This window comes from Actinosynnema mirum DSM 43827 (genome assembly GCF_000023245.1).
GTDB lineage: Bacteria > Actinomycetota > Actinomycetes > Mycobacteriales > Pseudonocardiaceae > Actinosynnema > Actinosynnema mirum.
Window position 1 is genome coordinate 1,124,964 of record NC_013093.1, and the last position, 23,945, is coordinate 1,148,908.

Sequence of the window (23,945 nt, forward strand, 5' to 3'; positions counted from 1 at the left end):
ACGACCTGGCGCCACCCGGAGGGCGCGGCGCCGCTGCGGGGGTCGCTGCGGGCGGGGGCTAACGGCGCGCGGGCCCACGACGACGGTCACACCGACGAGGGCGCTCGGCGGGGTGGCAGAACTCCTGGAGGGGATTTCATGAGAAGTGCGGGCCAGTTTCATGAAAACCGTGACCGCAATTCAACGGATTCACCCGGAGGGCTCGCCCGAGAAGTGTGGAAAAGTAATTCCGGCCCCTTTGCCGGTGCTATCGTGCCGCCATGCGGCTGAGCGTGCTGGGCTGTGCGGGGAGCGTCCCCGGCCCCGGCACGCCGACGTCCGGCTACCTGGTCGAGGCCGGTGGCGCGCGGGTGGTCCTGGACCTGGGCAGCGGCGTGTTCAGCGGGCTGCTGCGCCGCTGCGACCCGTTCGACCTGGACGCCGTGCTGCTCTCGCACCTGCACCTGGACCACTGCGCGGACTTCAGCGCGCTGGCCACCTACCGCCGCCACCACCCCGAGCCGCCGTACGACCCCTCGTCGCGCCGGTTATCCGTGCTGGCCCCCGGCCACGCCCCCGAGCGCCTGGCCGCCGCGCACGCCGCGAGCCGGGCCGACCTGGAGCGGCTGCGCCTGGACGAGCTGTTCGACTTCACCCCGCTGGCGGCCGGTCGGCACCGGATCGGCCCGGTGGAGGTCGAGGTGGCCAGGATGCGGCACATCTGCGAGGCGTACGCGTTCCGGCTCACCCACGGCGGCCGGTCGCTGGTGTTCAGCGGCGACACCGTGCAGTGCGGGGAGCTGGTCGAGCTGGCCAGGGGCGCCGACCTGCTGCTGGCCGACGCGGCCTGGCGCGAGCAGGCGGGGCGCGCCGACCACCTGCACATGAGCGGCAAGGAGGCCGCCTCGGTGGCCGCCGAGGCCGGGGTGGGCAGGCTGCTGCTCACCCACGTGCTGCCCTGGTCGGACGAGCAGGGCGTGCTGGCCGACGCGGTGGCCGAGTTCGCGGGCCCCGTCGAGCTCGCCCGGCCGGACGCGGTGTACGAGGTCTAGCTCCCGCTCCGGGGGGCGGGGCCGCGCGCGACCCCGCTCCTCAGCCCGCGAACGCCCGCGACATCAGCCCGGTCCCGGCGCCCGGCACCACCAGCACCGCCCCGGCCAGCTCACCGCCGCCGTGGGCGCCCTCCCGCGCCGAGGTCACGTACAGGTCCGTCAGGTCCGGCCCGCCGAAGCAGCACCCGGTCGGTCGCTCGACCGGCAGCTCCAGCTCCCGGTCCAGCACCCCGTCCGGCGTGTAGCGCCGCACCGCGCCGCCCTCCCGCAGCGCCACCCACAGGCAGCCGTCCGCGTCCACGCACAACCCGTCCGGCAGCCCCCGCTCCACCTCCACGAGGGTGCGCAGCCCGCTGACCCCGCCCGTGGCGCGGTCGAAGGCCATCACGTCGATCCGGCCGTCGGCGCAGTGGTAGAGCAGCTGCCCGTCCGGGCTCCACGCGAGCCCGCCGCCGGGCCCGAGGTCCTTGCGCACCACGGCCGCGTCGCCGTTCGCGTCCACCCGCGCCAACCAGCCGTCGGCGGCTTCGTTGCCGTACCGGGTCGTCCCGGCCCAGATCCGCCCCATCGGGTCCACCTCGGCCCCACCGGCGGACACCCCGTCGCGCGCCCAGTACACCAGCCACGTCTTGGTCTCGTTCGGGTCGATCAGCGCCACGCCGTCGCGCAGGTTCAGCACCAGGCCACCGCGCGTGCGCGGCTTGGCGGCCCCCACCGGCTGCGGTATCACCAGCACCGCGTCGTCCCCGCTGGCGGGGGAGTGGCGGTGAACCCCGCAGGCCGGGACGTCCACCCAGACGAGCGTCGAACTAACGGGGTCCCAGGTGGGGCTGGCGCCCCAGGTGGCCCCGGAGCGCACGGCGACATCGGTCAGCACCGGGCCACCCTAAGGGCAAGGCGTCCGGTCGCACCCCTGCGCCCGAGCGGGACGCGCGCACCGCGGCCGGTGACCGCGCCCGTGCGGTGACCGGGGCTGATGGGCGGGGCTGATGGGCGGGGCGGACCGCGCCGCCCGCCGGTGCGGCCCGTCGCCGGGGCCGGACGTCGACAAAACCGGCCGGTGCGCCCGAACCCGCAGGTAGCCTCGACGTCGTGGACCCCGCTGCCCCGTCCTCCCGCGCTCCCCGCCCGCTCTCCCACCGCGTCATCCCGCCGAAGCCGCTGCTGTCGGCGGTGGTCGTGCTGCTGTTCACCGGCGCCCTCTACGTCATCGAGGGCATCGACACGGTCCTCCTGGGCGCGCTCGACGCCAACGGCGTCCGGCCGCGCGTGTGGTCCGAGTGGGACAACCTGCTCTGGGCCCCGGTGCTGCACGCGGGCTGGGACCACCTGATCGCGAACTCGCTGCCGCTGCTCGTGCTCGCCTTCCTGGCGTCCTCGGGCGGGGTCAGGCAGTTCTTCCAGGTCACCGCCGTCATCTGGCTCGCCAGCGGCCTGGGGGTGTGGGTGTTCGGCTCGGTCGGCGTGCACCTGGGCGCGTCCGGGCTGATCTTCGGCTACCTCACGTTCCTGCTGGTGCGCGGCGTCTTCGTGCGCAGCGCGTGGCAGATCGTGGTCGCGATCGCGGTGTTCGCGGTCTACGGCGCGGTGCTGTGGGGCGTGCTGCCCGGCCAGCCGGGGATCTCCTGGGAGGGTCACCTGTTCGGCGCGGTCGGCGGCGTGCTGGCCGCCTGGGGCGTGGCGCAGGACGCCAAGGCCGAGCGCAAGCGGGCTAATGTCGTAACGTGACTTCCGCCGACGCGCCGATCGGGATCTTCGACTCCGGTGTGGGCGGGCTGACCGTCGCGCGAGCGATCATGGACCAGCTCCCCGCCGAACGCATCCGCTACGTGGGCGACACCGCCAACGGCCCCTACGGCCCGCTGCCGATCGCCCAGGTGCGCAAGCACGCGCTCGACCTCGCCGACAAGCTCGTCGCGGACGGCGTCAAGATGCTCGTGATCGCGTGCAACACCGCGTCCGCCGCGTGCCTGCGCGACGCGCGCGAGCGCTACGACGTGCCCGTGGTCGAGGTCGTGCTGCCCGCCGTGCGCCGCGCCGTCGCCACCACCCGCAGCGGCCGGGTCGGCGTCATCGGCACCCAGAGCACCATCACCTCCGGCGCCTACCAGGACACCTTCGCCGCCGCGCGCGACGTCCAGGTCACCGCCGTCGCCTGCCCCCGGTTCGTGGACTTCGTGGAGCGCGGCACCACCTCCGGCCGCCAGGTCCTCGGCATCGCCCAGGCCTACCTGGAGCCGCTGCAGCGCGCCGACGTCGACACGCTCGTCCTCGGCTGCACGCACTACCCGCTGCTCACCGGCGTCGTCCAGCTCGTCATGGGCGACGGCGTCACCCTGGTCTCCAGCGCGGAGGAGACGGTCAAGGACGTGGTGCGGGTGCTGACCGAGCGCGACCAGTTCCGCGAGGGCGAGCCCGACCAGCGGTTCACCTCCACCGGCTCGGTCGAGACCTTCGAACGGCTCGCCCGCAGGTTCCTGCCGCAGTTGGCGCACGCCTCCTTCCACGCGTACGGCTGACCTGCCAGGCTCCAGGCGTGCTGCTGACCGTGCTCGGCTGCTCCGGCAGCCTCCCCGGCCCCGAGTCCCCGTCGTCCGGCTACCTGGTCGAGTCCGGGGGGTGCGCCGTCGCCCTCGACCTGGGCAGCGGGGTGCTCGCCGCGATGCAGGCGCGCGAGTGCGACCCGTTCGACCTCGGCGCGCTCCTGCTGTCGCACCTGCACCCCGACCACTGCGCCGACTTCACCACCCTGGCCGTCATGCGGCGCTACCACATACACCCGCCGTACGACGCCTACCAGCGCAAGCTCCCGGTGCACGGGCCGAGCGAGGTCGCCGACCGGCTCGCCCGCGCGTACGCGGAGAGCGCCGAGGAACTGGCGACCACGGACCTGTCCGACGTGTTCGACTTCCACGTCCTGGACGCCGGGTCCTTCGAGGTGGGGCCGTTCCGGGTGCGCTCCCGGCCGGTCGAGCACTCCTGCGAGGCGCACGGCTTCCGGCTGGAGGCGGACGGCGCGGCGATCGCCTACACGGGGGACAGCGGGCCGTGCGCCGCGCTCGCCGACCTGGCGTCCGGCGTCGACCTGCTGCTCGCCGAGGCCACCTGGACCGACCACCCCGACCGGCCCCTCGGCGAGCACCTGTCCGGGGCCCAGGCGGGTCGGCTCGCGCACGAGGCGGGCGTCGGGGAGCTGGTGCTCACCCACCTCGCCCCGTGGACCGACCCGGCCGAGGTGCTGGCCGAGGCGCGCGCCGAGTACTCCGGTCCGGTGACGCTGGCCCGCGCGGGTGGGGTCCACGAGGTTGCCGGACCGGCGGCACGGGTAGTAGGTGGCCGTGGCAACTGACGTCGTAGAGCTCATCCTGGCCGACCACCGCAGGTTCGAGGAGCTGTTCCGCGCGCTCCGCGACCGCACCAACGACCGCGCCGCCCTGCAGGGCGAGCTGTCCGCGCTGCTCGTCGCGCACGCCGAGGCCGAGGAGGCCGAGGTCTACCCGGCGCTCAAGCGGTACAAGCGCATCGACAACGAGGAGGTCGACCACGGCGCCGAGGAGCACGCCGAGGGGCACCAGGCGCTGCTCGCGCTGCTGGAGGTCGGGGACACCTCGTCGCAGGCGTGGGAGGACAAGCTGGAGGAGCTGGTCGAGGCGATGACGCACCACGTCGACGAGGAGGAGCGGACCATCCTCAACGACACCAGGTCGCGGGTGGCCGACGACCGGCGCGAGGAGCTGGGGCGGCTGTTCCTGCGGGTGCGGCAGGAGAAGCTGGACAGCGGGTGCGGGGACGTGGAGAGCGTGCGGCGCGTCGCCGCCGCCACCGAGGAGCGGATCGACTAGTCCGCCGCGCGGGACCGGGGCGGCCCGGCGGCCGGCCGGACCGGTGACCGGCTAGCGTGCCGGGCGTGTCCGGTGTCGAGGTGACCAGGGTCGGGGAGCACGTCTTCGAGGCGCGCAACGAGCGCGGCGCGGCCGTGCGGTTGGGGCGGGCCGGGCAGGACGGGGTGTTCAGCCCCGTCGAGCTGCTGCTGGCCGCCGCGGCCGGGTGCGCGGCGGTGACCGCCGAGAACCTGGTGGTGCGCCGGGTCGGGGACCTGTCGGCGCGCGCCGAGGAGGTCAGGGCCGAGGGCGGGCACGAGCTGGCCGAGGTGCCGGTCGCGCTGGACTACGACCTGTCCGCGCTGGACGGGGCGCAGCGCGAGGCGCTGGCCGTCGCCGTCCGGCGGGCCGTCGAGGGGTTGTGCACGGTCACCAGGACGCTCAAGCTCCCGGTCCCCGCGCCGCTGGCCCTGCCCGAGCCCCAGCCGCACGGCCCCAGCGCCTGAGCCCCAGCGCCTGAACCCCTGCGCCTGAGCCCCTGCGCCTTGAACCTCAGCGCCCGAGCCGCAGCCGCACGGCCCTTAGTTCCCCACGCCGTCGTACACGGCCGTGGAGCCGCTGTGGCCGATCCGCACCACCTGCGCGGTCGCCGCCGCGCCGGTCGCGATCACCAGCACCGCCACCACCACCGACACCCGCCGCCAGGTCTTCGGCACGCCCGCGCCCGCGTCGCGCCCGGCCTGCTCCGCCGAGGCGGCGCGCTCCCGGTCGGCGAGCCTGCCCGCCACCAGCAGCAGCACCACCGCCACCCCGAAGCCCAGCGCGAACGGCAGCAGCGTGTCGCCCATGTCGGCGTGCTCGGTGATCAGCGGGTTCTCGAACCGCTGCGAGATCCGGTGCTCCAGCTGCTCGCCGGTCTTCGCCGCCACCGGCACCGCCAGCACCCCGAGCAGGGTCACGCCGAGCAGCGGCGCGCTGTAGCGCTGCCGCCAGCGCGGCACCAGCGCGGCGGCGATCGCGGCCACCGCGGCCAGCGGGAGCAGGACGACCACCGCGTGCACCACCAGCGGGTGGGCCGGGAGCCCGAACACGGTGAACAACTCGCCTGTGGGTTCCATGACTCTCCTACGCCGGTGGGCTGCTCCCGGCCTCAGCGGCCTAGGGTAGGGCTGTGCTGAGGACCGATGGCAGGAACGATGACGTGCTGCGTGACATCAGGATCACACGCGGCTTCCAGCAGTGGCCTGCGGGATCGGTGCTGATCGAGTTCGGCAACACCCGCGTGCTGTGCGCCGCGAGCGTCACCGAGGGCGTGCCGAGGTGGCGCTCCGGTTCGGGCCTCGGCTGGGTGACCGCCGAGTACGCGATGCTGCCGTCCGCCACTCACACGCGTGGTGACCGCGAGTCCATCAAGGGCCGGGTCGGTGGTCGCACCCACGAGATCAGTCGCCTGATCGGGCGGTCTTTGCGCGCCTGCATCGACCTGGCCGCGCTGGGCGAGAACACCATCGTGATCGACTGCGACGTCATCCAGGCCGACGGCGGCACCCGCACCGCCGCCATCACCGGCGCCTACGTGGCGCTGGCCGACGCCGTGACCTGGCTGGGGGCGGCGGGCAGGCTCGCCGACCCGCAGCCGCTCTCGTGCGCGATCTCCGCCGTGTCGGTCGGCGTGGTCGACGGCCGCGTGCGGCTCGACCTGCCCTACGAGGAGGACTCGCGGGCCGAGGTCGACATGAACGTCGTCGCGACCGACGCGGGCACCCTGGTCGAGGTGCAGGGCACCGGCGAGGGCGCCACGTTCGCCCGCAGCACCCTGGACCGGATGCTGGACCTGGCCCTGCAGGGCTGCGCTGAGCTGAACCGGCTGCAGACCGAGGCGCTGGCGCAGCCGTACCCCGGCGTGCTCCCCGAGCCGAAGCAGAGGAAGAAGTGAAGCTGCTGCTCGCCTCCCGCAACGCCAAGAAGCTGCGGGAGCTGAAGAGGATCGTCGCCGCCGAGGGCATCGAGGTGCTCGGGCTGGACGACGTGCCGGAGTTTCCCGAGGCCCCGGAGACCGCCCCCACGTTCGAGGGCAACGCGCTGGCCAAGGCCCGCGACGCGCACGCCGCGACCGGGCTGCCCGCCGTGGCGGACGACTCGGGCATCGCGGTCGACGCGCTCAACGGGATGCCGGGCGTGCTGTCGGCCCGCTGGGCGGGCGCGCACGGCGACGACGCGGCGAACCTGGAGCTGGTCCTCGGCCAGCTGCGGGACGTGCCGGACGAGCGGCGCGGCGCGGCGTTCGTCAGCGCGGTCGCGTACGTCGCGGCGGACGGCTCGGAGGTGGTGGTGCGCGGCGAGTGGCGCGGCGCGATCATCCGCGAGGCGCGCGGCGCCAACGGCTTCGGCTACGACCCGATCTTCCGGCCGGATGGCCTCGAGGTGACGTCGGCCGAGCTGTCGGCGGAGGAGAAGGACGCCCTGTCCCACCGGGGCAAGGCGCTGCGGCTGCTCCTGCCGCACCTGAGGGGTCAGTCGTCCAGGTAGCGCAGCTCCACGCCCGGTCCGAGTCCGTCGACGCCGACGTGCCCGGCGGACCGGAACAGGGTCAGCCGCAGCGACGCCCCGGTGAGCGGGGTGAGGTCGAGCGGGTCGGTCTCGTCGTAGATCGCCAGCTCGGCCAGCCACTCCAGGTCGAGCAGCGGTTCGAGGTCGGCGACGCGGGTGTTGTAGAGGCCGACGCGCCCGGTGTTGGGCGCGAAGTCCGCGATGCCGTCGAGGTCCAGCTCGCCGGACAGCGCGAAGTACAGGGACGCGGCGCTCTCGCTGGTCGGCCAGCCCTCGAACCCGCCGATGGGGTGCTCGAAGAACCCCAGGTCCACCAGGCGCTCCAGGCCGCCGAGCGCCGAGCGGTCGGTGGCGTCGTCCAGGCCCGACAGGCGCAGCGACTCGACGTTCGGGCAGTGGGCCAGGAAGTCCAGCGACTTCCACGTGCGGCCGGGCGCGAGCCCCAGGTGCAGGTAGGCGAGCCCCGGCAGCTCCCCGAGCCGGTCGAGGTCGGCGTACCCGTCCGCCCCCTCCAGCTCCACGGCCTCCAGCCGGGGGTGCGCGGCCAGCGGCGCCAGCGACACCTCGCCGTCGACCTTGAGCGTGACCCACGTCAGGTGCGGCACGTCGGCCAGCAAGGCCAGCGGCTGAGCCCCGGCCCCGATCACCACGCTCACCCCGCTGAGGTGGCGCAGCGCCTCGAGGTGCGGGATCTGCGCCGGGTCGACGACCGTGATCGCCCCGTCGACCAGCGGCGCGCCGGCCAGCACCGCCTCGGCGTAACCGCGCGGCTCGTGCCACCGCCACCCGTCGACGAGCGCCTCCTGCACCCGCTGCCGCCCGTCACGCGCGCACCCGGCGAGCCACGGCAGGTCCCCGACGCCCCCGCCGCGCGCGACCTCCTCGACCACCGCGGCGGCGGCCTCCTCCGACAGCTCCAGCAACTCTTCCGGCGAAGGCCGCGACACCCTGGCAGTCCCCTCGAATCCCGTGCCCGCCTCAGGAGGCGGGCAGCTCGCGCAGCAGCTTGGCGACGTGCCCGGTCGCCCGGACGTTGTACATCGCCTTCACGACCTTCCCGTCCGGCCCGACCAGGAACGTCGAGCGGATCACGCCCTGCACCACGCGCCCGTAGTTCTTCTTCTCGCCGAACGCCCCCCACGCCGTCAGGACGGTCTTGTCCTCGTCCGACAGCAGCGGGAAGGTCAGGCCCTCGGCCTCGGCGAACCTCGCCAGCTTCTCCGGCTTGTCCGGCGACACGCCGACGACCTCGTACCCGGACTCCGCGAGAGCGCCGGTGCTGTCGCGGAAGTCGCAGGCCTGCTTCGTGCACCCCGGCGTGCCCGCGGCGGGGTAGAAGTACACCACCACGCTCCTGCCGAGGTAGTCCGAGAGCGACACGGGCTTCCCGGAGCTGTCCGGCAGGGTGAACGCGGGGGCCTCGTCGCCCGGCGCCAGGCGGTTGTCCGTCATGGGGGTGAGCTTATCGAGCCCTCAGGCCTTACCCCCGAACGTCGCCACGGGCTCCTGGTCCGCGCCGTTCGGCTCGACGACCAGCCGGACGCGCACCGGCTGGGACGGCACCGCGTAGGCCAGCGTGACGACCGCCTCGCTGCCCGGCGGCACCTCGGCCATGGCCGAGGCCATGCCGTTGAGGCCCTGCACGGAGTCCATGACCTCGGCTATCGGCTCACCGCCCTGATGCGCGCGGACCGCCAGCTGGTTGGTGCGGTAGCTCGACGTGCTGCCGTTCGACACGGTCAGCGTGAACACCGCCGTCCGCGCGGACGGCGGGTAGGAGGTCTCGCTCGGCCTGAGCGACTTGGGTTCGGACACTGTGATGGACAGGCCGTTGGACCACACCCGCTCGGTGCCGAACGGCGATTCCGCCGCGGCGCCCTGGCTTTCGGTGGCCGCTGCTTGCGCGGGTGCCTGTGGCGCGGTGCTGACCTCGGGTTCGGTACCGCACCCGACGAGAGCCAGAGCCAGGCACGCGCAGGCGGCCAGTCCGGCGAACTTCACGAACTCCCCTTCCCGCCCCGGCGGTGGGCTTGCTGCGACTGCCACCACCATGACGGGCCGGACGGGGTGCGGGGGAGCTGAAAGGGCGCTTGATTCGGACCTGGTGCAGGCCTGTGGCCAACCCGTGATGACGCGCCGCGGCCCGCGCGGACGCCTCAGCTCGCTGGAGCGTCCGCGCGGGACCCGGCGGCGGCCGGATCGGGTGGCCGAGCCACCCGGAAGTTAGGGAGCGCGTCGGGGGGCGTGCGCGCTCACTCACATCATCGCGCTCAGTAGGCCCTCCGCTACACCTCTACGTCAGTCTTCACTCGTTCGGACGAACGAAGTTCGGCGACCAGCTCGAAGGACCTGAGGCGGTCCGCCTGGTCCGCGACCATCGTCGTCACCATCAGCTCGTCCGCCCGAGTGCTCTCCAGCAGCCGTTCGAGTTCTTCCCGCACCGTCTCCTGCGAGCCGATGACCTGCGAGGACATCCGCTCCTCGAAGACGAACCGCTCCAGCTCGTCGTACGGGTAGTCGGCGGCCTCCTGCGGCGTGGCCAGCGGGCCGGGCTTGCCCGAGCGCAGCCGCGCGAACGACAGGGCGCCGGGACCGGCGATCCAGCGGGCCTGCTCGTCGGTGTCGGCGGCGATCACCGAGACGCACACCATCGCGTGCGGCTCGGACAGCGCCTCGGACGGGCGGAACCGCCGCCGGTACAGCTCCAGCGCGGGCAGCGTGTTCTGCGCGCTGAAGTGGTGGGCGAACGCGAACGGCAGCCCGAGCACGCCCGCGACCTGCGCGCTGTAGCCGCTGGAGCCCAGCAGCCACAGCGGCGGGCGGTAGCCCTTGGCGGGGACCGCGTTCAGCTCCTCGGTGCCGTCGAAGTAGCCCACCAGCTCGCCCAGCTGCTGCGGGAAGTCGTCCACCGACAGCGGGCCCTCGGTGCGGCGCAGCGCCCGCGCGGTGCGCTGGTCGGTGCCGGGGGCGCGGCCGATGCCCAGGTCGATGCGGTCCGGGTGCAGCGCGGCCAGGGTGCCGAACTGCTCGGCGACCACCAGCGGGGCGTGGTTGGGCAGCATCACGCCGCCCGAGCCGACCCGGATGCGCTCGGTGGCCGAGGCGACGTGGCCGATCAGGACCGGCGGGGACGAGCTGGCGATGCCGGGCATGTTGTGGTGCTCGGCCAGCCAGAAGCGGGTGTAGCCGAGCCGCTCGACGTGCTGGGCCAGCTCCGTCGTCTCGCGCAGCGCGGTCCTGGCGTCGGTGCGCGTGGTGACCGGCGCGAGTTCGAGGACGGACAGCGGCACCTCGCTGAGACGGCTCATGCCCTGTCCCAACGCGCGGGACCCGCCAGGGCTTCCGCGGACGGGTGTGATCGAGCGCTCACGATGGGCCGGGGTGGTGGCGGCGTTGACCGGGGTGTGGAGAGCCCTGGTGTGGACAGCGCGGCGGGGGTCCTGGACGTCGTCGTGATCGGCGCGGGTCAGGCCGGGTTGGCGAGCGCGCACGCGCTGCGCCGCTCCGGGCTGCGCCACGTGGTGCTGGACGCCGAGGACGGCCCCGGCGGCGCGTGGCGGCACCGCTGGCCGACGCTGCGCATGGCCACCGTGCACGGCATCCACGACCTGCCGGGGACCCCGTTCGACCCGCCGCCGCCGGACGTCCCGGCCCGCGAGGCGCTGCCCGCGTACTTCGCCGACTTCGAGCGCCGCAACGGCGTGGAGGTGCTGCGCCCGGTCCGGGTGTCGGCGGTGCGCGACCGGGACGGGCTGCTGGTCGTGGCGACCGACCGGGGGGAGTGGACCACCAGGGCGCTGATCAGCGCGACCGGCACGTGGACGCACCCGTTCTGGCCGCGCTACCCCGGTCAGGAGCTGTTCCGGGGACGTCAGCTGCACAGCGCCCAGTACGCGGGGCCCGAGGAGTTCGCCGGGCGGCACGTGGTCGTGGTCGGCGGCGGGACGTCGGCGGTGCAGCAGCTGCTGGAGATCGCCGAGCACGCCACCACCACGTGGGTCACCCGGCGCGAGCCGGTGTTCCGGAGCGAGCCGTTCACGCCCGAGGTGGGGCGGGCGGCGGTGGCGCTGGTGGAGGAGCGGGTGCGCGAGGGGCTGCCGCCGCGCAGCGTCGTCAGCGTCACCGGGCTGGTGCTGAACGAGGCCGTGCGGGCGGCCGTGGACAGCGGGGTGCTGCGGCGCGAACCCGCGTTCGAGCGGATCACCGAGGACGGCGTGGTGTGGCCGGACGGGCGGTTCCAGCGGGCCGACGCGATCCTGTGGGCGACCGGCTACCGCGCGGCGCTGGACCACCTCGCCCCGCTGCGGCTGCGCGGGCCCGGCGGGGGAGTGCGGCTGGACGGGACCGGGGTCGTGGCGGACCCGCGCGTGCACCTGGTCGGGTACGGGCCGTCGGCCAGCACGGTCGGGGCCACGCGCGCGGGGCGGGCGGCGGTGAAGCGGATCAAGGACCTGCTGGCGGCGCGGGTGCCCGCCTGAGGGGGCTGAGGCGGTCGTGACGCGCGGCGGGGGTGCGGGCGGGGTGGATCGCGTCGGCGCGTGGCGCGCGTTCGCGTGCGGGCCGCACGGGGGGTGGGAACGCGGCGTCCGGGGGAGTGGGGGCCGGGAGCGCGAACGCCCGGTCGGGGAGGTCCCCGGCCGGGCGTTCGCCTGGTCGTCGTGCCCGCTGCGCGGGTCGCTAGCGGTCCATCGGGCGGAACTGCTGCGTGCGGTCCGCGTCCACGGTCCGGAACTGCTCCGTCGCGTCCTGGTGACCGGGACCGGGGTGCCCCGGACCGCCGTGACCGGGACCGCCGTGGCCGGGGCCGTGGTGTCCGGGGCCCGACTGCGGGTGCCCGTGGTGCGGCTGACCCGGCCGCACCGGGACCCGCCCCGCCTGCACCGGAGCGGTCCGGTCCGAGGCTCCCGGCCCGGTCGTGCCGCGTCCGCCCGCGCCGAGTCCGCCCGCGCCCGGTCCCGCGGGGTCGGTCGGCTCGATGCGCGCGGTGCGCTCCGAGTCGCCCTCGTCCCCGCCGGGCCCGGCGCTCCCGCCCGACGCGGCGTCCGCGCGCCGCTTGCGCAGCTTCCACACCACGAAGGCGACCAGGCCCACCAGGACCAGGACCACGACCACCTTCGACAGCACGCCCGCGTAGGTCTCCACCAGGTGCCACTGCTCACCCAGGAAGAAGCCCGCCAGGATCAGCACCGAGTTCCAGATCGCGCTGCCCGCCGTGGTGAGCAGCGCGAACTTGACCAGCGGCATCCGCTCCACCCCGGCCGGGATGGAGATCAGGCTCCGGAAGATCGGGATCATGCGCCCGAAGAACACCGTCGCCGAACCGTGCTTGACGAACCACTGCTCGGTCTTGTCCACGTCCGCGACGTCGACCAGCGGCATCTTCTCGACGATCCGGCGCACCCGCTCGCGCCCGAGAGCCGCGCCCACCCAGTAGAGCGCGAGCGCGCCCACCACCGATCCGATGGTCGTCCACAGGATCGCGGCGAACAGGCTCATCCCGCCCCGGCTGGCCGTGAAGCCCGCCAGCGGCAGGAACACCTCGCTCGGCAGCGGGGGGAACAGGTTCTCCAGCGCGATCGCCAAACCCGCACCGGGCGCACCCAGGGTCTCCATCAGACCGGTGGTCCAGTCGACGATCGAGTCGATCACTGACAACTCCCCGCACCTCCAATCAGGTGAAGGATATCCGGCGCGAAACGCGCATAACGCCCTAGGTGGGGCGAATCGACGCTGGGTAGCGGTCCGGGCACAATCCCTCCCCGTGAAGCGGACGCCGGTGCTCGTGGTCGCAGGGTTCCTCGGCGCGGGCAAGACCACACTGCTCAACCACCTCCTGACCGGCGCGCGGGGCACGAGGGTCGGGGTCGTCGTGAACGACTTCGGCAGCATCGGCATCGACGCGATGGCCGTCGCGGGGCAGGTCGACTCGACGGTCTCCCTCGACGGGGGGTGCCTGTGCTGCGCGGTCGACGTGAGCGGGCTGGACGAGATGCTGGGCAAGCTCGTCGGGCGGGTCGACGTGATCGTCGTGGAGGCCAGCGGGCTGGCCGAGCCGCAGAGCGTGGTGCGGATGGTGCTGGCCAGCGAGCAGCCGGGGATCGCGTACGGCGGGCTGGTGCTCGTGGTCGACGCGGCCGAGTTCCCGGACGAGCCGGACCTGCGGGTCGCGGACCTGGTGGTGCTGAACAAGGTCGACCGGGTGGCCGATCACGGGGCGCTGGTCGCGGCGCTGCGCGAGCGCAAGCCGGGGGTCGCGGTGGTCGCGGCCGAGCGCGGGCGGGTCGACCCGGCGCTGCTGTTCGACCCCAGGCCCAGGCAGCGGTACGGGCAGCTGACCCTGGACGACCTGGTCGCGGAGCTGGGCGAGGACGACCACGCGGGTCACGCGCACCACGCGTGGGGCGCCGTCGAGTTCACCGCCGAGCGCCCGCTGAACCCGCTCCGCCTGATGGCGTTCCTGTCCGACCGCCCGGCGGGCCTGTACCGCGCGAAGGGCCACGCGTGGTTCGCCGCGCCGGGCCACGACCAGCGGTTCGAGCTGCAGGTGGTCGGCGACTACCTGCGGTTCGACCGCACCCCGTGGCCGGGCGAACCGCGCACCGAGCTGGTCCTGATCGGCGTCGACCTGGACGCGGACGCGATCACCACCCGGTTGCGCGCCTGCGAGGAACCGGACCCGTCGTCGGTGAACCCGCAGTCGATGCTGGAGGTGCTGCGGTACCTGGTGTGACCTGCGGTGATGGGGGTGCGCCGCAGCTGAGCGGTTCCGCCGACCTGCCCGATCGAGGGGCCCTTCGGCGTTGAATCCCACCCACCTGCGCGAACGGGACCCCACACCGCAGTGCGGGGTCCCGCTTCCCGTTGTGGGGTCGGAGAGATTCGAACTCTCACTGGACGGCACCTAAAGCCGTTGCCTCTGCCGTTGGGCTACGACCCCCGCCGCGTCACCCTATCGACCGCCCCGCCCCCGCCCCCGACCAGCCCGCCCACCCGGCGGCGCCCGTCCCGGCCCCCGCCGAACCGCCGCCCGCCCCCCGACGCCACCCGCCGGCACGGCCGGGCCGCTCCACGTCGCCGTCCCAGGTCAACTACGGTTAACCGCCTGAAGCCCGCGAGGAGGAGATGTGGCACGCGACCCCGACGCCATCCAGCGCGAGATCGAGCAAGCACGCGACGCGCTGGCGGCGACCCTGGACGAGCTCGGCACCAGGGCCAACCCCCAGCGCTTCGTGGAGGCGGGCAAGGCCGGCGTGCAGGCGAAGCTCGACGACCCCCGCGTCCGGTACGCGCTCATCGCGGTGGGCGCGGTGGTGGGCTTCGCCTTGCTGCGCAAGCTCTTCCGCTGATCCGGGCGCTCGGCCGGGGCAACCGCGCCCGCCGTCGCCCCGTCCCGCCGGTGCTACTGCCCCTTGGCCACGAGGGGCAGTAGCACCTGCTCCACCACGCGCTCCACGAACGCCTCGTCCAGCGGTTCGCCGGTGAGCATCAGCCGGTACGTCAGCGCGGCGCCCGCCAGCTCGACGGCCATCGACCTCGGCGCCCCCTCGCGCAGCTCGCCGCGCCCGTGCGCCCGGTCCAGCACCTGCCGCAGCACCTCGCGCTGCGCGATCAGGAACGTCTCCCGGAACGCCACCGCCAGCTCCGGCTCGTGCGGCAGCTCGCCCACCAGCGCCTGCGCCGCCTTGCCGATCGGCCCGGACAGGAACGCCGCGAACGAGCGCAGCGACTCCCTCAGGTCCCCCTCCAGCGACCCGGTGTCCGGCTGCGCCAGGTTCTGGCTCGCCAGCTGCGCGCAGGTGTCGATGACCAGGTCGAGCTTCGACTCCCAGCGCCGGTAGATCGTGGCCTTCCCGGCGCGCGCCCGCGCCGCCACCGCGTCCATCGTCAGCGCCCGGTAGCCGACCTCCGCCATGACCTCCAGCGCCGCTCGCCGCAGCGCCTCGTCGCGGCTGGCGTCCCTGGGTCTGCCCCGCTGCGGAGTCCGCGTCGCCCCGCTGTACACCGGTGTAGCCATCCCTGCTCCCGTCGCCTTTGGCCGGACATCCTAGGCGTGCCCAGCGGAGCGGAATCCCCAGATCACCCAGGTCGTGAGGGGTGCTCGGGTCACGATTCGCGCCGTCACCCGGCTTATCGCTCCAGGGGCCCGGTGTTGAACTCCGACCGAAGCGATTCCGGTTCGGCCGATCACCGGAAGCACCCCCTCCTGGTCCGTTCGGGGTTACCGCGCTGCCCGGTTCGGGGGCATCCTCGGGTGGTGCGCGCCCTCACCCTGTTCTTGATCTTGCTGCTCGCCGCCTGCACGACCGCGGGACCGAGCGCACCCACCGGCCCCACCGGCACCACGAGCACCACCACGAGCGCCACCGCCGACCCGTCCGGCCGGGTCGTGGACCTCGTCCTGCCCTCCACCGCGCTCGGCCGCGACGCCCAGGTCCGCCTGCTGCTCCCCGACGGCTGGGCCGCCCAGCCCGACCGCCGCTGGCCGGTCCTCTACCTGCTGAGCGGCTGCTGCGGCTCCCACCTCGGCTGGACCTCGCCCGGCCAGGCCGACCGGCTCACCCGCGACCTCGACGTCATCGTCGCCATGCCCGAGGGCGGACTGGCCGGCTTCTACACCGACTGGGCCGAGGGCCCGGCCTGGGAGACGTTCCACCTGGTCGAGCTGCGCGAGGCCCTGGAGCGCGACTACCGCGCCGGCGGGGACCGGGTCGTCGCCGGCTACTCCATGGGCGGCTTCGGCGCGCTCTCCTACACCGCCCGCCACCCCGGTTTCTTCCGCGCCGCCGCCTCGTTCAGCGGCGTCGTCCACACCACCGGCACCGACGACTCCCGCGCGCTCGTCCGCCGCATCGTCACCCAGGCCGACCTCGACCCGGCCGCGCTCTGGCCCGCCGACGCCGACTGGGCCGCCCACAACCCGCACGACCTCGCCGACGCCCTGCGCGGCGTCCCGGTCTACCTGTCCTGCGGCGACGGCGCCCCCGGCCCGCTCGACTCGCCGGGCAACGAGGTCGTCGACGCCCTGGAGGCCGAGCTGTGGGCCGAGAACCTCGCCACGACGGCCCGGCTCACCGAGGCGGGCGCGCAGGTCACCGCCGACCTGTACGGACCGGGCACCCACACCTGGCCGTACTGGGACCGCGCCCTGGAGAACGCCCTCCCGATCCTGACCGCCGCCCTGCCCGGCTGACCCTGGCCGACCCGAGCGCGACCCCCGCCGTCCGGTGCCCGTCCCCGCCTCGGGCGACAATGGCCACTGGTACGACCGGGTGAACATCCACGAGGAGGCGCGACAAGTGCGGGCGACCACGATCCACGGTGCACGGGACATCCGAGTCGAGGAGGTCCCCGACCCGGTGATCCAGCTCCCCACCGACGCCGTCGTGCGGGTCGAGCTGGCGTGCGTGTGCGGCAGCGACCTGTGGGGCTACCGGGGCGTGTCCCGGCGCGCCCGGGGGCAGCGCATCGGCCACGAGTTCGTCGGCGAGGTCGTCGCGGTCGGCTCCGCCGTCTCCGCGCTCAGCGTCGGCGACCGCGTCATCGCCCCGTTCTGCTGGAGCGACGGCACCTGCGCGCACTGCGTCGCGGGCCTCCAGACCTCCTGCCCCGAGGGCGGCTCGTGGGGCTCCAAGGGCTCCGACGGCGGCCAGGGCGAGGCGGTCCGCGTCCCGCACGCCGACGGCACCCTCGTGCCCGTGCCGCGCGACGCCGACCAGTCCCTCCTGCCCGCCCTGCTGTCCCTGTCCGACGTCATGGGCACCGGCCACCACGCGGCCGTCGCCGCGGGCGTCGGCCGGGGCTCCACGGTCGTCGTGGTCGGCGACGGCGCGGTCGGCCTGTGCGGCGTGCTGGCCGCGAGCAGGCTCGGCGCGGAGCGGATCATCTCGCTGGGCCGCCACGAGGACCGGGCCGCCGTGGCCCGGCTGTTCGGCGCCACCGACCAGGTGCCCGAGCGCGGCGAGGCGGCCGTGGAGCGGGTCAGGGAGCTGACCGGCGGGCTCGGCGCGCCCGCCGTGCTGGAGTGCGTCGGCAACGAGCAGTCCTGGCTGACCGCGCTCGGCGCGGTGCGCGACGGCGGTCGGATCGGCTACGTCGGCGTCCCGCACGAGGCGCCCGCGCCGCCGATCGGCGAGCTGTTCCGCCGCAACGTCGCCCTCGCGGGCGGGGTCGCCCCGGTCCGCGCCTACCTGCCGGAGCTGCTCGCCGACGTGCTCGCGGGCCGCCTCGACCCGTCCCCGGTGTTCGACCGCACGGTCGCGCTGGCCGACGTCGCCGAGGGCTACCGGGCCATGGACGAGCGCACCGCGCTCAAGGTCCTCGTCCGCCCCTGACCGGGCCACGACAAGCGGCGGGGGCCGGTGCTCCGGGCACCGGCCCCCGCCGCGGTCCTGGACCGGATCAGACCCCGGCCGCCTTCGCCCGCTCCTGGCGCAGCCGCGTCACGGCCTCCAGGTCGAGCGGCTGCGGCTTGGTCCCGGTCGCCCACTCGATCAGCAGGTCGGCGATCTGCGGGTTGCGCGGCAGCACCGGCCCGTGCAGGTAGGTGCACAGGATGCGCCCCTGCACCAGGCCCTCCACCGACCCGTCGTTGCCCGTGCCGACCTTCACCCGAGCCAGCGGCCGGGCGGACGGCCCGATCACGGTGCGGCCCTGGTGGTTCTCGAACCCGGTCAGCAGGCCCTCGAACAGCCCGTCCACCGGCTCCGCGACGACCTCGCCGATCGCCCGGCTGCCACCGGCGTGCGAGCTGGAGTCGACCAGCCCGAGACCGGGGTGGGTCACGTCGTCGGCGCGGGTGAACTTCTCGCCGAAGATCTGGATGCCCGCGCACACGCCCAGGATCACCGCGCCGCGCGAGGCGGCCCGCTGCATCCCAGGGTGGTCGCGCAGGTGCCGCACCGCCAGGGTCTGCGCGGTGTCCTCACCGCCGCCGACCACGTAGATGTCGCACGAGTCGGGCACCGGCTCGCCGAACCGCACCGGCACGATCTCGGCCGGGATGCCCCGCCACGTCATGCGCTTCTCGAGCACGACCGCGTTGCCGAAGTCGCCGTAGGTGCCCAGCAGGTCGGGCAGCACCAGGGCGATCTGGACCTTACTCGCCATCAGCGGACCTCGCGTTCAGGTCGCGGAACGCCGTGTAGTTGGCGATGACCTCGACGTCGCCCACCGGCATCGCGTCGATCGCCTCCAGCGGGTCCGGGATGATCGTGTGCTCGACCTCGGCGTACGTCAGCCGCACCGCCAGGTCCGTCGCGCGCTCGCCCGAGGCGATCACCCGCCTGCCCTGCAGCTGCTCGAACGGCACGTCCCACAGCCACGACAGGTCGCGGCCGTCGGCCTCGTGCGCGTTGATCGCCAGCACCGCCGGGTGGGCCGACTCGCGGACCACGGTCAGCGTCTCGCTCCAGCCCGCCGGGTTCTTCGACAGCAGCAGCCTGGCGCGCCTGCCGGAGCGCTGGATCGTCCGGTAGCGACCGGCCACGTTGGACACCGTGCGGAGCCGCTGCACGGCGTCCGGCACCGCGACGCCCATCTCGGCGGCGGCGGCGGCGGCCATGACCGCGTTGGCCATGTTGAACTTGCCCGGCAGCCGCAGCGACAGCTCGACCCGCTCGCCCCTGGGCGTGATCAGGAAGCCGTCCCCGGTCACCCAGTCCGGCTTGGGCCGGGCCAGGTCGCAGTTGGTGCAGTGCCAGTGCTCGCCCTGCCAGCGGATCGGGTCGCCGCAGCGCGGGCACGAGGCCGCGTCGTTGTGCCAGCCGGTGCCGGTGGACACCCAGATCACCCGCGCGCAGTCCCGCGCGGCCGAGGTGACCATGATGTCGTCGCAGCTCGCCACGACGACGCCGGTGACCGTGTTCAGTGCCTCCCGCAGGTTCCGCTCGATCGTGCGGACCTCGCCGACCCGGTCGAGCTGGTCCCGGCTGAGGTTCAGCAGCACCGCGACGGACGGGTTGGACGCCCGGACGACCTCGGGGAAGTACCCCTCGTCGACCTCCAGCACCGCGTACGGCGCCTCCTGCTGCTTGCTCAGCGCGGTCACGTGCCCGTCCGGCATGTTGGCGCCGCCGTGGTTGGTCGCGACCTCGCCCAGGGCCGACACGGCCCTGCTGAGCATCATCGTGCTCGTGGTCTTGCCGTTGGTGCCCGTGACGAGCGCGACCCTGCGCCCGGACGTGAGGTGGGCCAGTGCCTGCGGGTCGAGCTTGAGGGCGATGCGGCCACCGATCATGCCGCCCGCGCCCAACCCCATCTTCTGCGACAGCTTCGAGCTCATGTTGCCCAGCCGCACGGCCGCCGCGGTGCGCAGCGGGAGGCGACCTGGGTCTGCACCTGGAGTGTTCGGCAAGCGACTTCCTGCGTTAGTAGGACAATGCGCCAGCGAGATGCTACCCGTGGCGGTTGTCCATCTCGCGCAGGGTCCTGATGAGGTCCACCGTGCTGAGCTGGCACAACTGGGCCATGTAGTCGAGGGCGGGCAGGTCGAGGTGCACCTCGGGCGGCTGCTCGGGCCCGACCTGGGCGAGCCTGCCCTGGGCCCACCGCCGCAGCGGCGCCAGGTGCGGCCTGCCGTCGGCCGCGACGGCGGCCAGGTTCACCGGCAGGTGGCCGGACGGCGAGTCGCCGAACACCCGCTCGTGCACTTTCGCCAGCACCCGGTGCGCGGGCACCCCCAGCGCGACGCAGATCTCCACCAGGCGCACCACCGAGCACTGGCGGGTGCCCAGCTCGTAGGTCGCCAGGGTCTGCAGCGAGATGTCGCTCTGGAGCCGCTGGTTCAGCTCCTTGCGTGTCCACCCGCGCTGCTTGCGGAGACTGCGGAGTTCGTCCCCCAGGACGCGCTGGTACTCCGCTGTGTCTATCTCCACCGTCAGGTCCTCCATGTCCGCATGTTCACGGAGATGGAAAGCGCGCGGGCGGCACCACTTACGCGAGTTGCATCAGATATCGCCCAATCAGGCTAAGCAAGTGATACCCAAAGTAGTCATTCAGCTTTCCAGCGCCCTGGTGACCCCGGACTCCTGGGGACCCAGGAACCGGGGGTCGCGCTTCGTCACGGCCCCGTCCCAGAACGCCTTGACGCTCGCGACCGACTCGCGGAAGTAGCCGTAGAGCGTCGTGCTGGTGCGGGCGCCCCACGTGTCGTGGCCGACGCCGTACGCCTCGATGCCCGCCGCCCGGCACAGCGCCACCGCGCGCGGCAGGTGGAACCGCTGGGTCACCACGGTCGCCGAGGTGACGCCGAAGATCCGGTTGGCCCTGGCGCACGAGTCCCAGGTGTCCAGACCGGCGTAGTCGGACACGATCGCCGAGTCCGGGACGCCCTGGCGCAGCAGGTAGTTCCGCATCGCGGTCGGCTCGTCGTAATCGGGGCGGCTGTTGTCCCCGCTGACCAGCAGCACCTTCACCTTGCCCCGGTGGTACAGGTCGGCGGCCACGTCCAGCCTGCCCGCCAGGAACGGCGTGGGGCGGCCGTCGCGGATGCCCGCGCCCAGCACCAGCGCGACCGGCGTCTCGGGCACCTCGGCGGCGGTGAGCCGGTACGGGGCGCTGGTGGCCTGCACCCAGGCCCACGGGGCCGCGGCGAGCAGGCCCAGCAGGCCCACCACGCCCAGGGTGAGCTTCCAGCGGCGCAGCGCGACGAGCGGCACGTCGCGCGCCAGGCCGACCCCGGCCCGACCCGCCGTGCCGAGCACCCTGCGCAGGCGCGCCCTGCCGGAACCCCGTGCGGTCATGCGACTACCCCCGTGCCTGTTCGCTGCTTCGCGCGGTCGCCGTGCCGCGCCGGTCCTCTCAGGACGCGCGGGACGGCCCGCAGGTTCAACGCTCCGCGCCCAGGCCCTGGTTCCCGAGGCGGGGAGCGCGGAAACCGGCCCCCGCGCCCGAGCGCGGCGCACGGCCCGGAGACGGCGGCCCGGAGACGGCGGCCTGGAGATTGCGGCCCGGAGACGGCGGTCCGGAGATTGCGGCCCGGAGACGGCGGTCCGGAGACGGCGGTCCGGAGACGGCGGCCCGGAGACGGCGGCCCGACCCCGGCACGGCCCTCGGCGGCCCCTGACATGGCAGCGGCCCCTGACATGGCGGCGGCCCCGGACAGGGCAGCGGCCCGGTCGGACCCGAGGTGGGTCCGACCGGGCCGCCGTCCGGTCGAGCGCGGCGCCTGCTCACCCGGCGCCGGCGCGCCGCGCCCGGTTCACCGCGCCTAGCTCACCGCGCCTAGTTCACCGCGCCTAGTTCACGCAGCGGATGCCGCCCGCGTTGATCTCCGCGCCGGTCTGGTCCTCCTGGGGCCCCTGCTGGGTGCGGAAGCCGCCGTCCAAGGCGAGCAGACGCTGTCCGAGCAGGTTGGCCACGCCGGGACCGTCGTAGCTGGACCCGACCACCACGCGCGCCGTGCCCGCCGCGACCGTGGCGTCCTCCTTGATCTCCACGTCCCCGAGCGCGTCGGCGACGGCCTGCGCCCCCGCCTCGCCGCCCTTGCCGTAGAGCACCGCGGAGGCGACCTGGTCGGCGTCGGCGTTGTCCGCGTCGCCCGCGACGAACTTCAGCGCCACCAGCTCCTGGAGCACCCTGGACGCCAGGCCGGGGATGCCGGAGGCGTTGCGGACCTCGACGGTCACCGTCGCCGGGTCCACGGTGGCCTTGTCCTTCTCCTCCTCGGACTTGGCGAAGTCCTTGAAGAACTTCTTCACCTGGGAGGGGATGATCTCGACCGCCATGCCGTCGCTGTCGGTCATCAGCTCGGGGTTGCCGGTCGGGATGGTCTTGAACTCCATGCTGCCGCCGGTCAGGCCCTTCATCTGGGTCGCGAACCTCAGCACGTCCCAGCCCTCGTCCAGGGTGATGGACTTGGACAGCGCGTCGATCAGGTCGCCCAGCTTGCCGGGGTCGGTCAGCGTGCCCGCGGAGAGCACCTTGTTCGCCAGGCCCGCCATGAACACCTGCTGGCGCACGACCCGGTCCAGGTCGCCGCGCAGCAGGCCGTAGCGCTGCCGCACGAACGAGAGCGCCTCGCGGCCCTGGATGGTCTGGGGGCCCTTCTTGAAGTCGGCCCCCGACAGGTCGTCCTGGACGGCGTTGTTGAGGCACACGTCCACGCCGCCGACGGCCTTGGTGATCTCGTAGAAGCCGACCAGGTTGACCTCGGCGTAGTGGTCGATCTTGACGCCGGACAGGTTCTCGATCGTGCTGATCAGGCTCTTGCTGCCCGCCTGCCTCGCCTTGAGCTCCAGCGCGGTGCCGGACTCGCCCGCGCCCTCGAGCTCCTCCAGCGCGGCGTTCTTGCCGTAGCCGTACGCCGAGTTGATCTTGTGCTTGCCGTAGCCGCCGGGGATGTCCACGTAGGAGTCGCGCGGGAACGACACCGCGACCGCCTTGCCGCTGTCGTTCGGGATGTGCAGCAGGATCAGCGTGTCGGTGTTCAGCCCGCCGTCCTCCGAGCCGCCCGCCTGCAGCTCGTTCAGGATCTCCTGCGGCAGCGGGTTGCCCTTGGAGTCGGTGCGGCTGTCCATGCCGACCATCAGGATGTCGATCGACCCGTCCTGCGGCTTCTCGCCGCCGGCGTCCGCGCTGATCACGTCCGTGGTGGCGATGTTGTCCGTCAGGGCGTTCAGGTTCTTGTAGCCGTACCCGGTGGCGAGCAGCACCGCCGTCGACACCAGCGCCAGCGCCGTGCGCCCGGCCAGCCTCACCCTGGACGGGGGCGGCGAGCTCTGCGTCGGCCGCTGCCTCGGCGCGGGCCTCGGCGGGACGGTCCTCGGCCTGGGGGACCTCGGCGGGCCGTCCTCGGCCGCGTCCTCCCCGGCGTCCACGACGACGCCCTTGACCACCCGGCCGCGCCGCTCCGGCCGGACCGGTCGGTCCTCCTCGCCGGGGCGCGCGCCGCTCCTGGGCCGCGACAGCTCCTCGGCCTCCGCCGCGCGCGCGGCGCGGGCCGCGCGCCTGCGCTCCATCGCCTCGTCGCGCGCGCGGTTCAGCGCGGGCCCGTCGGTCAGGCCCTCGTTGCGCGCCCGCTCGCTGCGCATCGCCCGCGCGGGCGTGGTCCGCTCCGTGGGCGCGTGCCCGTTCGCCTCGCGGCGCTCGGACCTCGGCGGGCGACCGCGCTGGTCGTCCAGCCTCCCGGCGCGCGGCGGCTCGTCGCGCCCGCGGTCGGCGCGCACCGGCGCGGTGCGCTCCGTGGGCGGCGCCACGTTCCGGATCGGCGGTCGGCTCCGCGCGCCCTCGGGCGGACGGCTCCTGGCGCCCTCGGGCAGCGGCCTGCCGCCCTCCGGGGGCGTCTGCCTGCCGCCGCGCTCGCCCTCCACCGGGCCGCGCCTGGGCGGGAGCCGGTCCCCGCCGGCGGGTGCTCTGCGCGCGGAGGGGTCCCGTGGCGGGACGGGGCGCCTGCCGAACCCGTCCGGGTCGCCCTGCCTCGGCGGCCGGTTGTCCACTCGCACTCCCTCCCTCTTCTCACCGGTACACCCCTGGTGACGCACCGGAGGGGCTCCGGGTTGCGCACATAGAGTGGCACAGCGCGCTGTGCGAGCGGTGCTACCGCCTT

26 protein-coding genes and 1 tRNA gene are annotated in these 23,945 nt (G+C 74.2%); 13 read left to right on the plus strand and 14 right to left on the minus strand.

Features of this window, described 5'->3' with window-relative positions; translation table 11 throughout:
• The first annotated feature begins 260 nt into the window (after positions 1-260).
• Positions 261-1,031 (plus strand): MBL fold metallo-hydrolase, encoded by a 771-nt coding sequence (locus AMIR_RS05075; protein WP_012783630.1) that lies wholly within the window; start codon positions 261-263, stop codon positions 1,029-1,031.
• A gap of 40 nt (positions 1,032-1,071) precedes the next feature.
• Here the strand turns inward: AMIR_RS05075 and AMIR_RS05080 are convergent, their stop codons facing one another.
• Complete coding sequence (locus AMIR_RS05080) at positions 1,072-1,908, minus strand: SMP-30/gluconolactonase/LRE family protein (protein WP_012783631.1); 837 nt, start codon at positions 1,906-1,908, stop codon at positions 1,072-1,074.
• 215 nt (positions 1,909-2,123) lie between these two features.
• Here AMIR_RS05080 and AMIR_RS05085 point away from each other — a divergent pair, with 215 nt between their 5' ends.
• From AMIR_RS05085 to AMIR_RS05105, 5 genes are read left to right on the plus strand one after another with little or no spacing between them, the layout of a single operon-like run.
• Positions 2,124-2,759: a rhomboid family intramembrane serine protease gene (locus AMIR_RS05085; protein ID WP_012783632.1), complete on the plus strand. Its 636-nt coding sequence runs from the start codon at positions 2,124-2,126 to the stop codon at positions 2,757-2,759.
• On the plus strand, positions 2,756-3,550 hold the full coding sequence (murI, locus tag AMIR_RS05090; RefSeq protein ID WP_012783633.1) for a glutamate racemase: 795 nt from the start codon (positions 2,756-2,758) through the stop codon (positions 3,548-3,550). Before AMIR_RS05085 ends, murI begins: the two co-directional genes overlap by 4 nt.
• A 17-nt stretch (positions 3,551-3,567) precedes the next feature.
• Complete coding sequence (locus tag AMIR_RS05095; RefSeq protein ID WP_012783634.1) at positions 3,568-4,380, plus strand: MBL fold metallo-hydrolase; 813 nt, start codon at positions 3,568-3,570, stop codon at positions 4,378-4,380.
• The gene (locus AMIR_RS05100; RefSeq protein WP_012783635.1) at positions 4,370-4,873 is read left to right on the plus strand and encodes a hemerythrin domain-containing protein; all 504 of its coding nucleotides are present in this window, start codon (positions 4,370-4,372) and stop codon (positions 4,871-4,873) included. The genes AMIR_RS05095 and AMIR_RS05100 overlap by 11 nt, the downstream gene beginning before the upstream one ends.
• Before the next feature lie 56 nt (positions 4,874-4,929).
• The gene (locus AMIR_RS05105) at positions 4,930-5,358 is read left to right on the plus strand and encodes an OsmC family protein (RefSeq protein WP_012783636.1); all 429 of its coding nucleotides are present in this window, start codon (positions 4,930-4,932) and stop codon (positions 5,356-5,358) included.
• 75 nt (positions 5,359-5,433) lie between these two features.
• Here AMIR_RS05105 and AMIR_RS05110 read toward each other — a convergent pair whose 3' ends face one another.
• Positions 5,434-5,970 carry a DUF2231 domain-containing protein gene (locus tag AMIR_RS05110; RefSeq protein ID WP_012783637.1) on the minus strand — a complete coding sequence of 179 codons (537 nt, stop codon included), beginning with the start codon at positions 5,968-5,970 and terminating at the stop codon, positions 5,434-5,436.
• Positions 5,971-6,023: 53 nt separating this feature from the next.
• Between AMIR_RS05110 and rph the strand changes: the two genes are divergently transcribed.
• Both rph and rdgB read left to right on the plus strand, forming a co-directional pair.
• Complete coding sequence (rph, locus tag AMIR_RS05115; protein WP_012783638.1) at positions 6,024-6,788, plus strand: ribonuclease PH; 765 nt, start codon at positions 6,024-6,026, stop codon at positions 6,786-6,788.
• Positions 6,785-7,381 (plus strand): RdgB/HAM1 family non-canonical purine NTP pyrophosphatase, encoded by a 597-nt coding sequence (gene rdgB / locus AMIR_RS05120; protein WP_012783639.1) that lies wholly within the window; start codon positions 6,785-6,787, stop codon positions 7,379-7,381. Before rph ends, rdgB begins: the two co-directional genes overlap by 4 nt.
• Here the strand turns inward: rdgB and AMIR_RS05125 are convergent.
• From AMIR_RS05125 to AMIR_RS05140, 4 genes are all read right to left on the minus strand, one after another.
• Positions 7,366-8,349 carry a hypothetical protein gene (locus AMIR_RS05125; RefSeq protein ID WP_012783640.1) on the minus strand — a complete coding sequence of 328 codons (984 nt, stop codon included), beginning with the start codon at positions 8,347-8,349 and terminating at the stop codon, positions 7,366-7,368. The two genes, rdgB and AMIR_RS05125, sit on opposite strands and share 16 nt — an antisense overlap.
• Positions 8,350-8,380: 31 nt before the next feature.
• Entirely contained in the window at positions 8,381-8,854 is a 474-nt protein-coding gene (gene bcp / locus AMIR_RS05130) for a thioredoxin-dependent thiol peroxidase (protein ID WP_012783641.1), read from the minus strand.
• A 21-nt stretch (positions 8,855-8,875) separates the two neighbouring features.
• Entirely contained in the window at positions 8,876-9,403 is a 528-nt protein-coding gene (locus AMIR_RS05135) for a hypothetical protein (protein ID WP_012783642.1), read from the minus strand.
• Between the two features lie 284 nt (positions 9,404-9,687).
• Positions 9,688-10,710: an LLM class flavin-dependent oxidoreductase gene (locus tag AMIR_RS05140; RefSeq protein WP_012783643.1), complete on the minus strand. Its 1,023-nt coding sequence runs from the start codon at positions 10,708-10,710 to the stop codon at positions 9,688-9,690.
• Positions 10,711-10,821: 111 nt separating this feature from the next.
• Here AMIR_RS05140 and AMIR_RS05145 point away from each other — a divergent pair, with 111 nt between their 5' ends.
• Positions 10,822-11,880: an NAD(P)-binding domain-containing protein gene (locus AMIR_RS05145; protein ID WP_012783644.1), complete on the plus strand. Its 1,059-nt coding sequence runs from the start codon at positions 10,822-10,824 to the stop codon at positions 11,878-11,880.
• Between the two features lie 199 nt (positions 11,881-12,079).
• On the opposite strand, the gene AMIR_RS36745 is transcribed toward AMIR_RS05145, so the two are convergent.
• A complete protein-coding gene (locus tag AMIR_RS36745; RefSeq protein ID WP_245554585.1) occupies positions 12,080-13,051 on the minus strand; it encodes a DedA family protein in 972 nt (323 codons plus the stop codon).
• 112 nt (positions 13,052-13,163) lie between these two features.
• Between AMIR_RS36745 and AMIR_RS05155 the strand changes: the two genes are divergently transcribed.
• Positions 13,164-14,132, plus strand: coding sequence for a CobW family GTP-binding protein (locus AMIR_RS05155; protein WP_012783646.1), 969 nt, complete (start codon positions 13,164-13,166; stop codon positions 14,130-14,132).
• A gap of 134 nt (positions 14,133-14,266) precedes the next feature.
• Here AMIR_RS05155 and AMIR_RS05160 read toward each other — a convergent pair.
• Positions 14,267-14,339: transfer RNA gene (locus AMIR_RS05160), tRNA-Leu, on the minus strand.
• A gap of 187 nt (positions 14,340-14,526) precedes the next feature.
• Here AMIR_RS05160 and AMIR_RS05165 point away from each other — a divergent pair.
• Positions 14,527-14,748 (plus strand): DUF3618 domain-containing protein, encoded by a 222-nt coding sequence (locus AMIR_RS05165; RefSeq protein WP_012783647.1) that lies wholly within the window; start codon positions 14,527-14,529, stop codon positions 14,746-14,748.
• A gap of 53 nt (positions 14,749-14,801) precedes the next feature.
• Here AMIR_RS05165 and AMIR_RS05170 read toward each other — a convergent pair whose 3' ends face one another.
• Complete coding sequence (locus AMIR_RS05170) at positions 14,802-15,416, minus strand: TetR/AcrR family transcriptional regulator (RefSeq protein WP_012783648.1); 615 nt, start codon at positions 15,414-15,416, stop codon at positions 14,802-14,804.
• A 240-nt stretch (positions 15,417-15,656) separates the two neighbouring features.
• On the opposite strand from AMIR_RS05170, the gene AMIR_RS05175 reads away from it, so the two are divergent.
• Positions 15,657-16,592, plus strand: a complete 936-nt coding sequence (locus AMIR_RS05175; RefSeq protein ID WP_222840711.1) for an alpha/beta hydrolase — start codon at positions 15,657-15,659, stop codon at positions 16,590-16,592.
• Between the two features lie 106 nt (positions 16,593-16,698).
• Positions 16,699-17,733 (plus strand): zinc-binding dehydrogenase, encoded by a 1,035-nt coding sequence (locus AMIR_RS05180; RefSeq protein WP_012783650.1) that lies wholly within the window; start codon positions 16,699-16,701, stop codon positions 17,731-17,733.
• Positions 17,734-17,800: 67 nt separating this feature from the next.
• Here the strand turns inward: AMIR_RS05180 and AMIR_RS05185 are convergent, their stop codons facing one another.
• From AMIR_RS05185 to AMIR_RS41510, 5 genes are all read right to left on the minus strand, one after another.
• Complete coding sequence (locus AMIR_RS05185) at positions 17,801-18,508, minus strand: type 1 glutamine amidotransferase (RefSeq protein ID WP_012783651.1); 708 nt, start codon at positions 18,506-18,508, stop codon at positions 17,801-17,803.
• On the minus strand, positions 18,498-19,682 hold the full coding sequence (locus tag AMIR_RS05190; protein WP_012783652.1) for a Mur ligase family protein: 1,185 nt from the start codon (positions 19,680-19,682) through the stop codon (positions 18,498-18,500). The genes AMIR_RS05185 and AMIR_RS05190 overlap by 11 nt, the downstream gene beginning before the upstream one ends.
• A 112-nt stretch (positions 19,683-19,794) precedes the next feature.
• Positions 19,795-20,274: a helix-turn-helix domain-containing protein gene (locus tag AMIR_RS05195; RefSeq protein ID WP_012783653.1), complete on the minus strand. Its 480-nt coding sequence runs from the start codon at positions 20,272-20,274 to the stop codon at positions 19,795-19,797.
• A 120-nt stretch (positions 20,275-20,394) separates the two neighbouring features.
• Positions 20,395-21,141, minus strand: a complete 747-nt coding sequence (locus AMIR_RS05200; RefSeq protein ID WP_012783654.1) for a SanA/YdcF family protein — start codon at positions 21,139-21,141, stop codon at positions 20,395-20,397.
• Positions 21,142-21,636: 495 nt separating this feature from the next.
• Complete coding sequence (locus AMIR_RS41510; RefSeq protein ID WP_012783655.1) at positions 21,637-23,835, minus strand: LCP family protein; 2,199 nt, start codon at positions 23,833-23,835, stop codon at positions 21,637-21,639.
• Between the last annotated feature and the right edge of the window lie 110 nt (positions 23,836-23,945).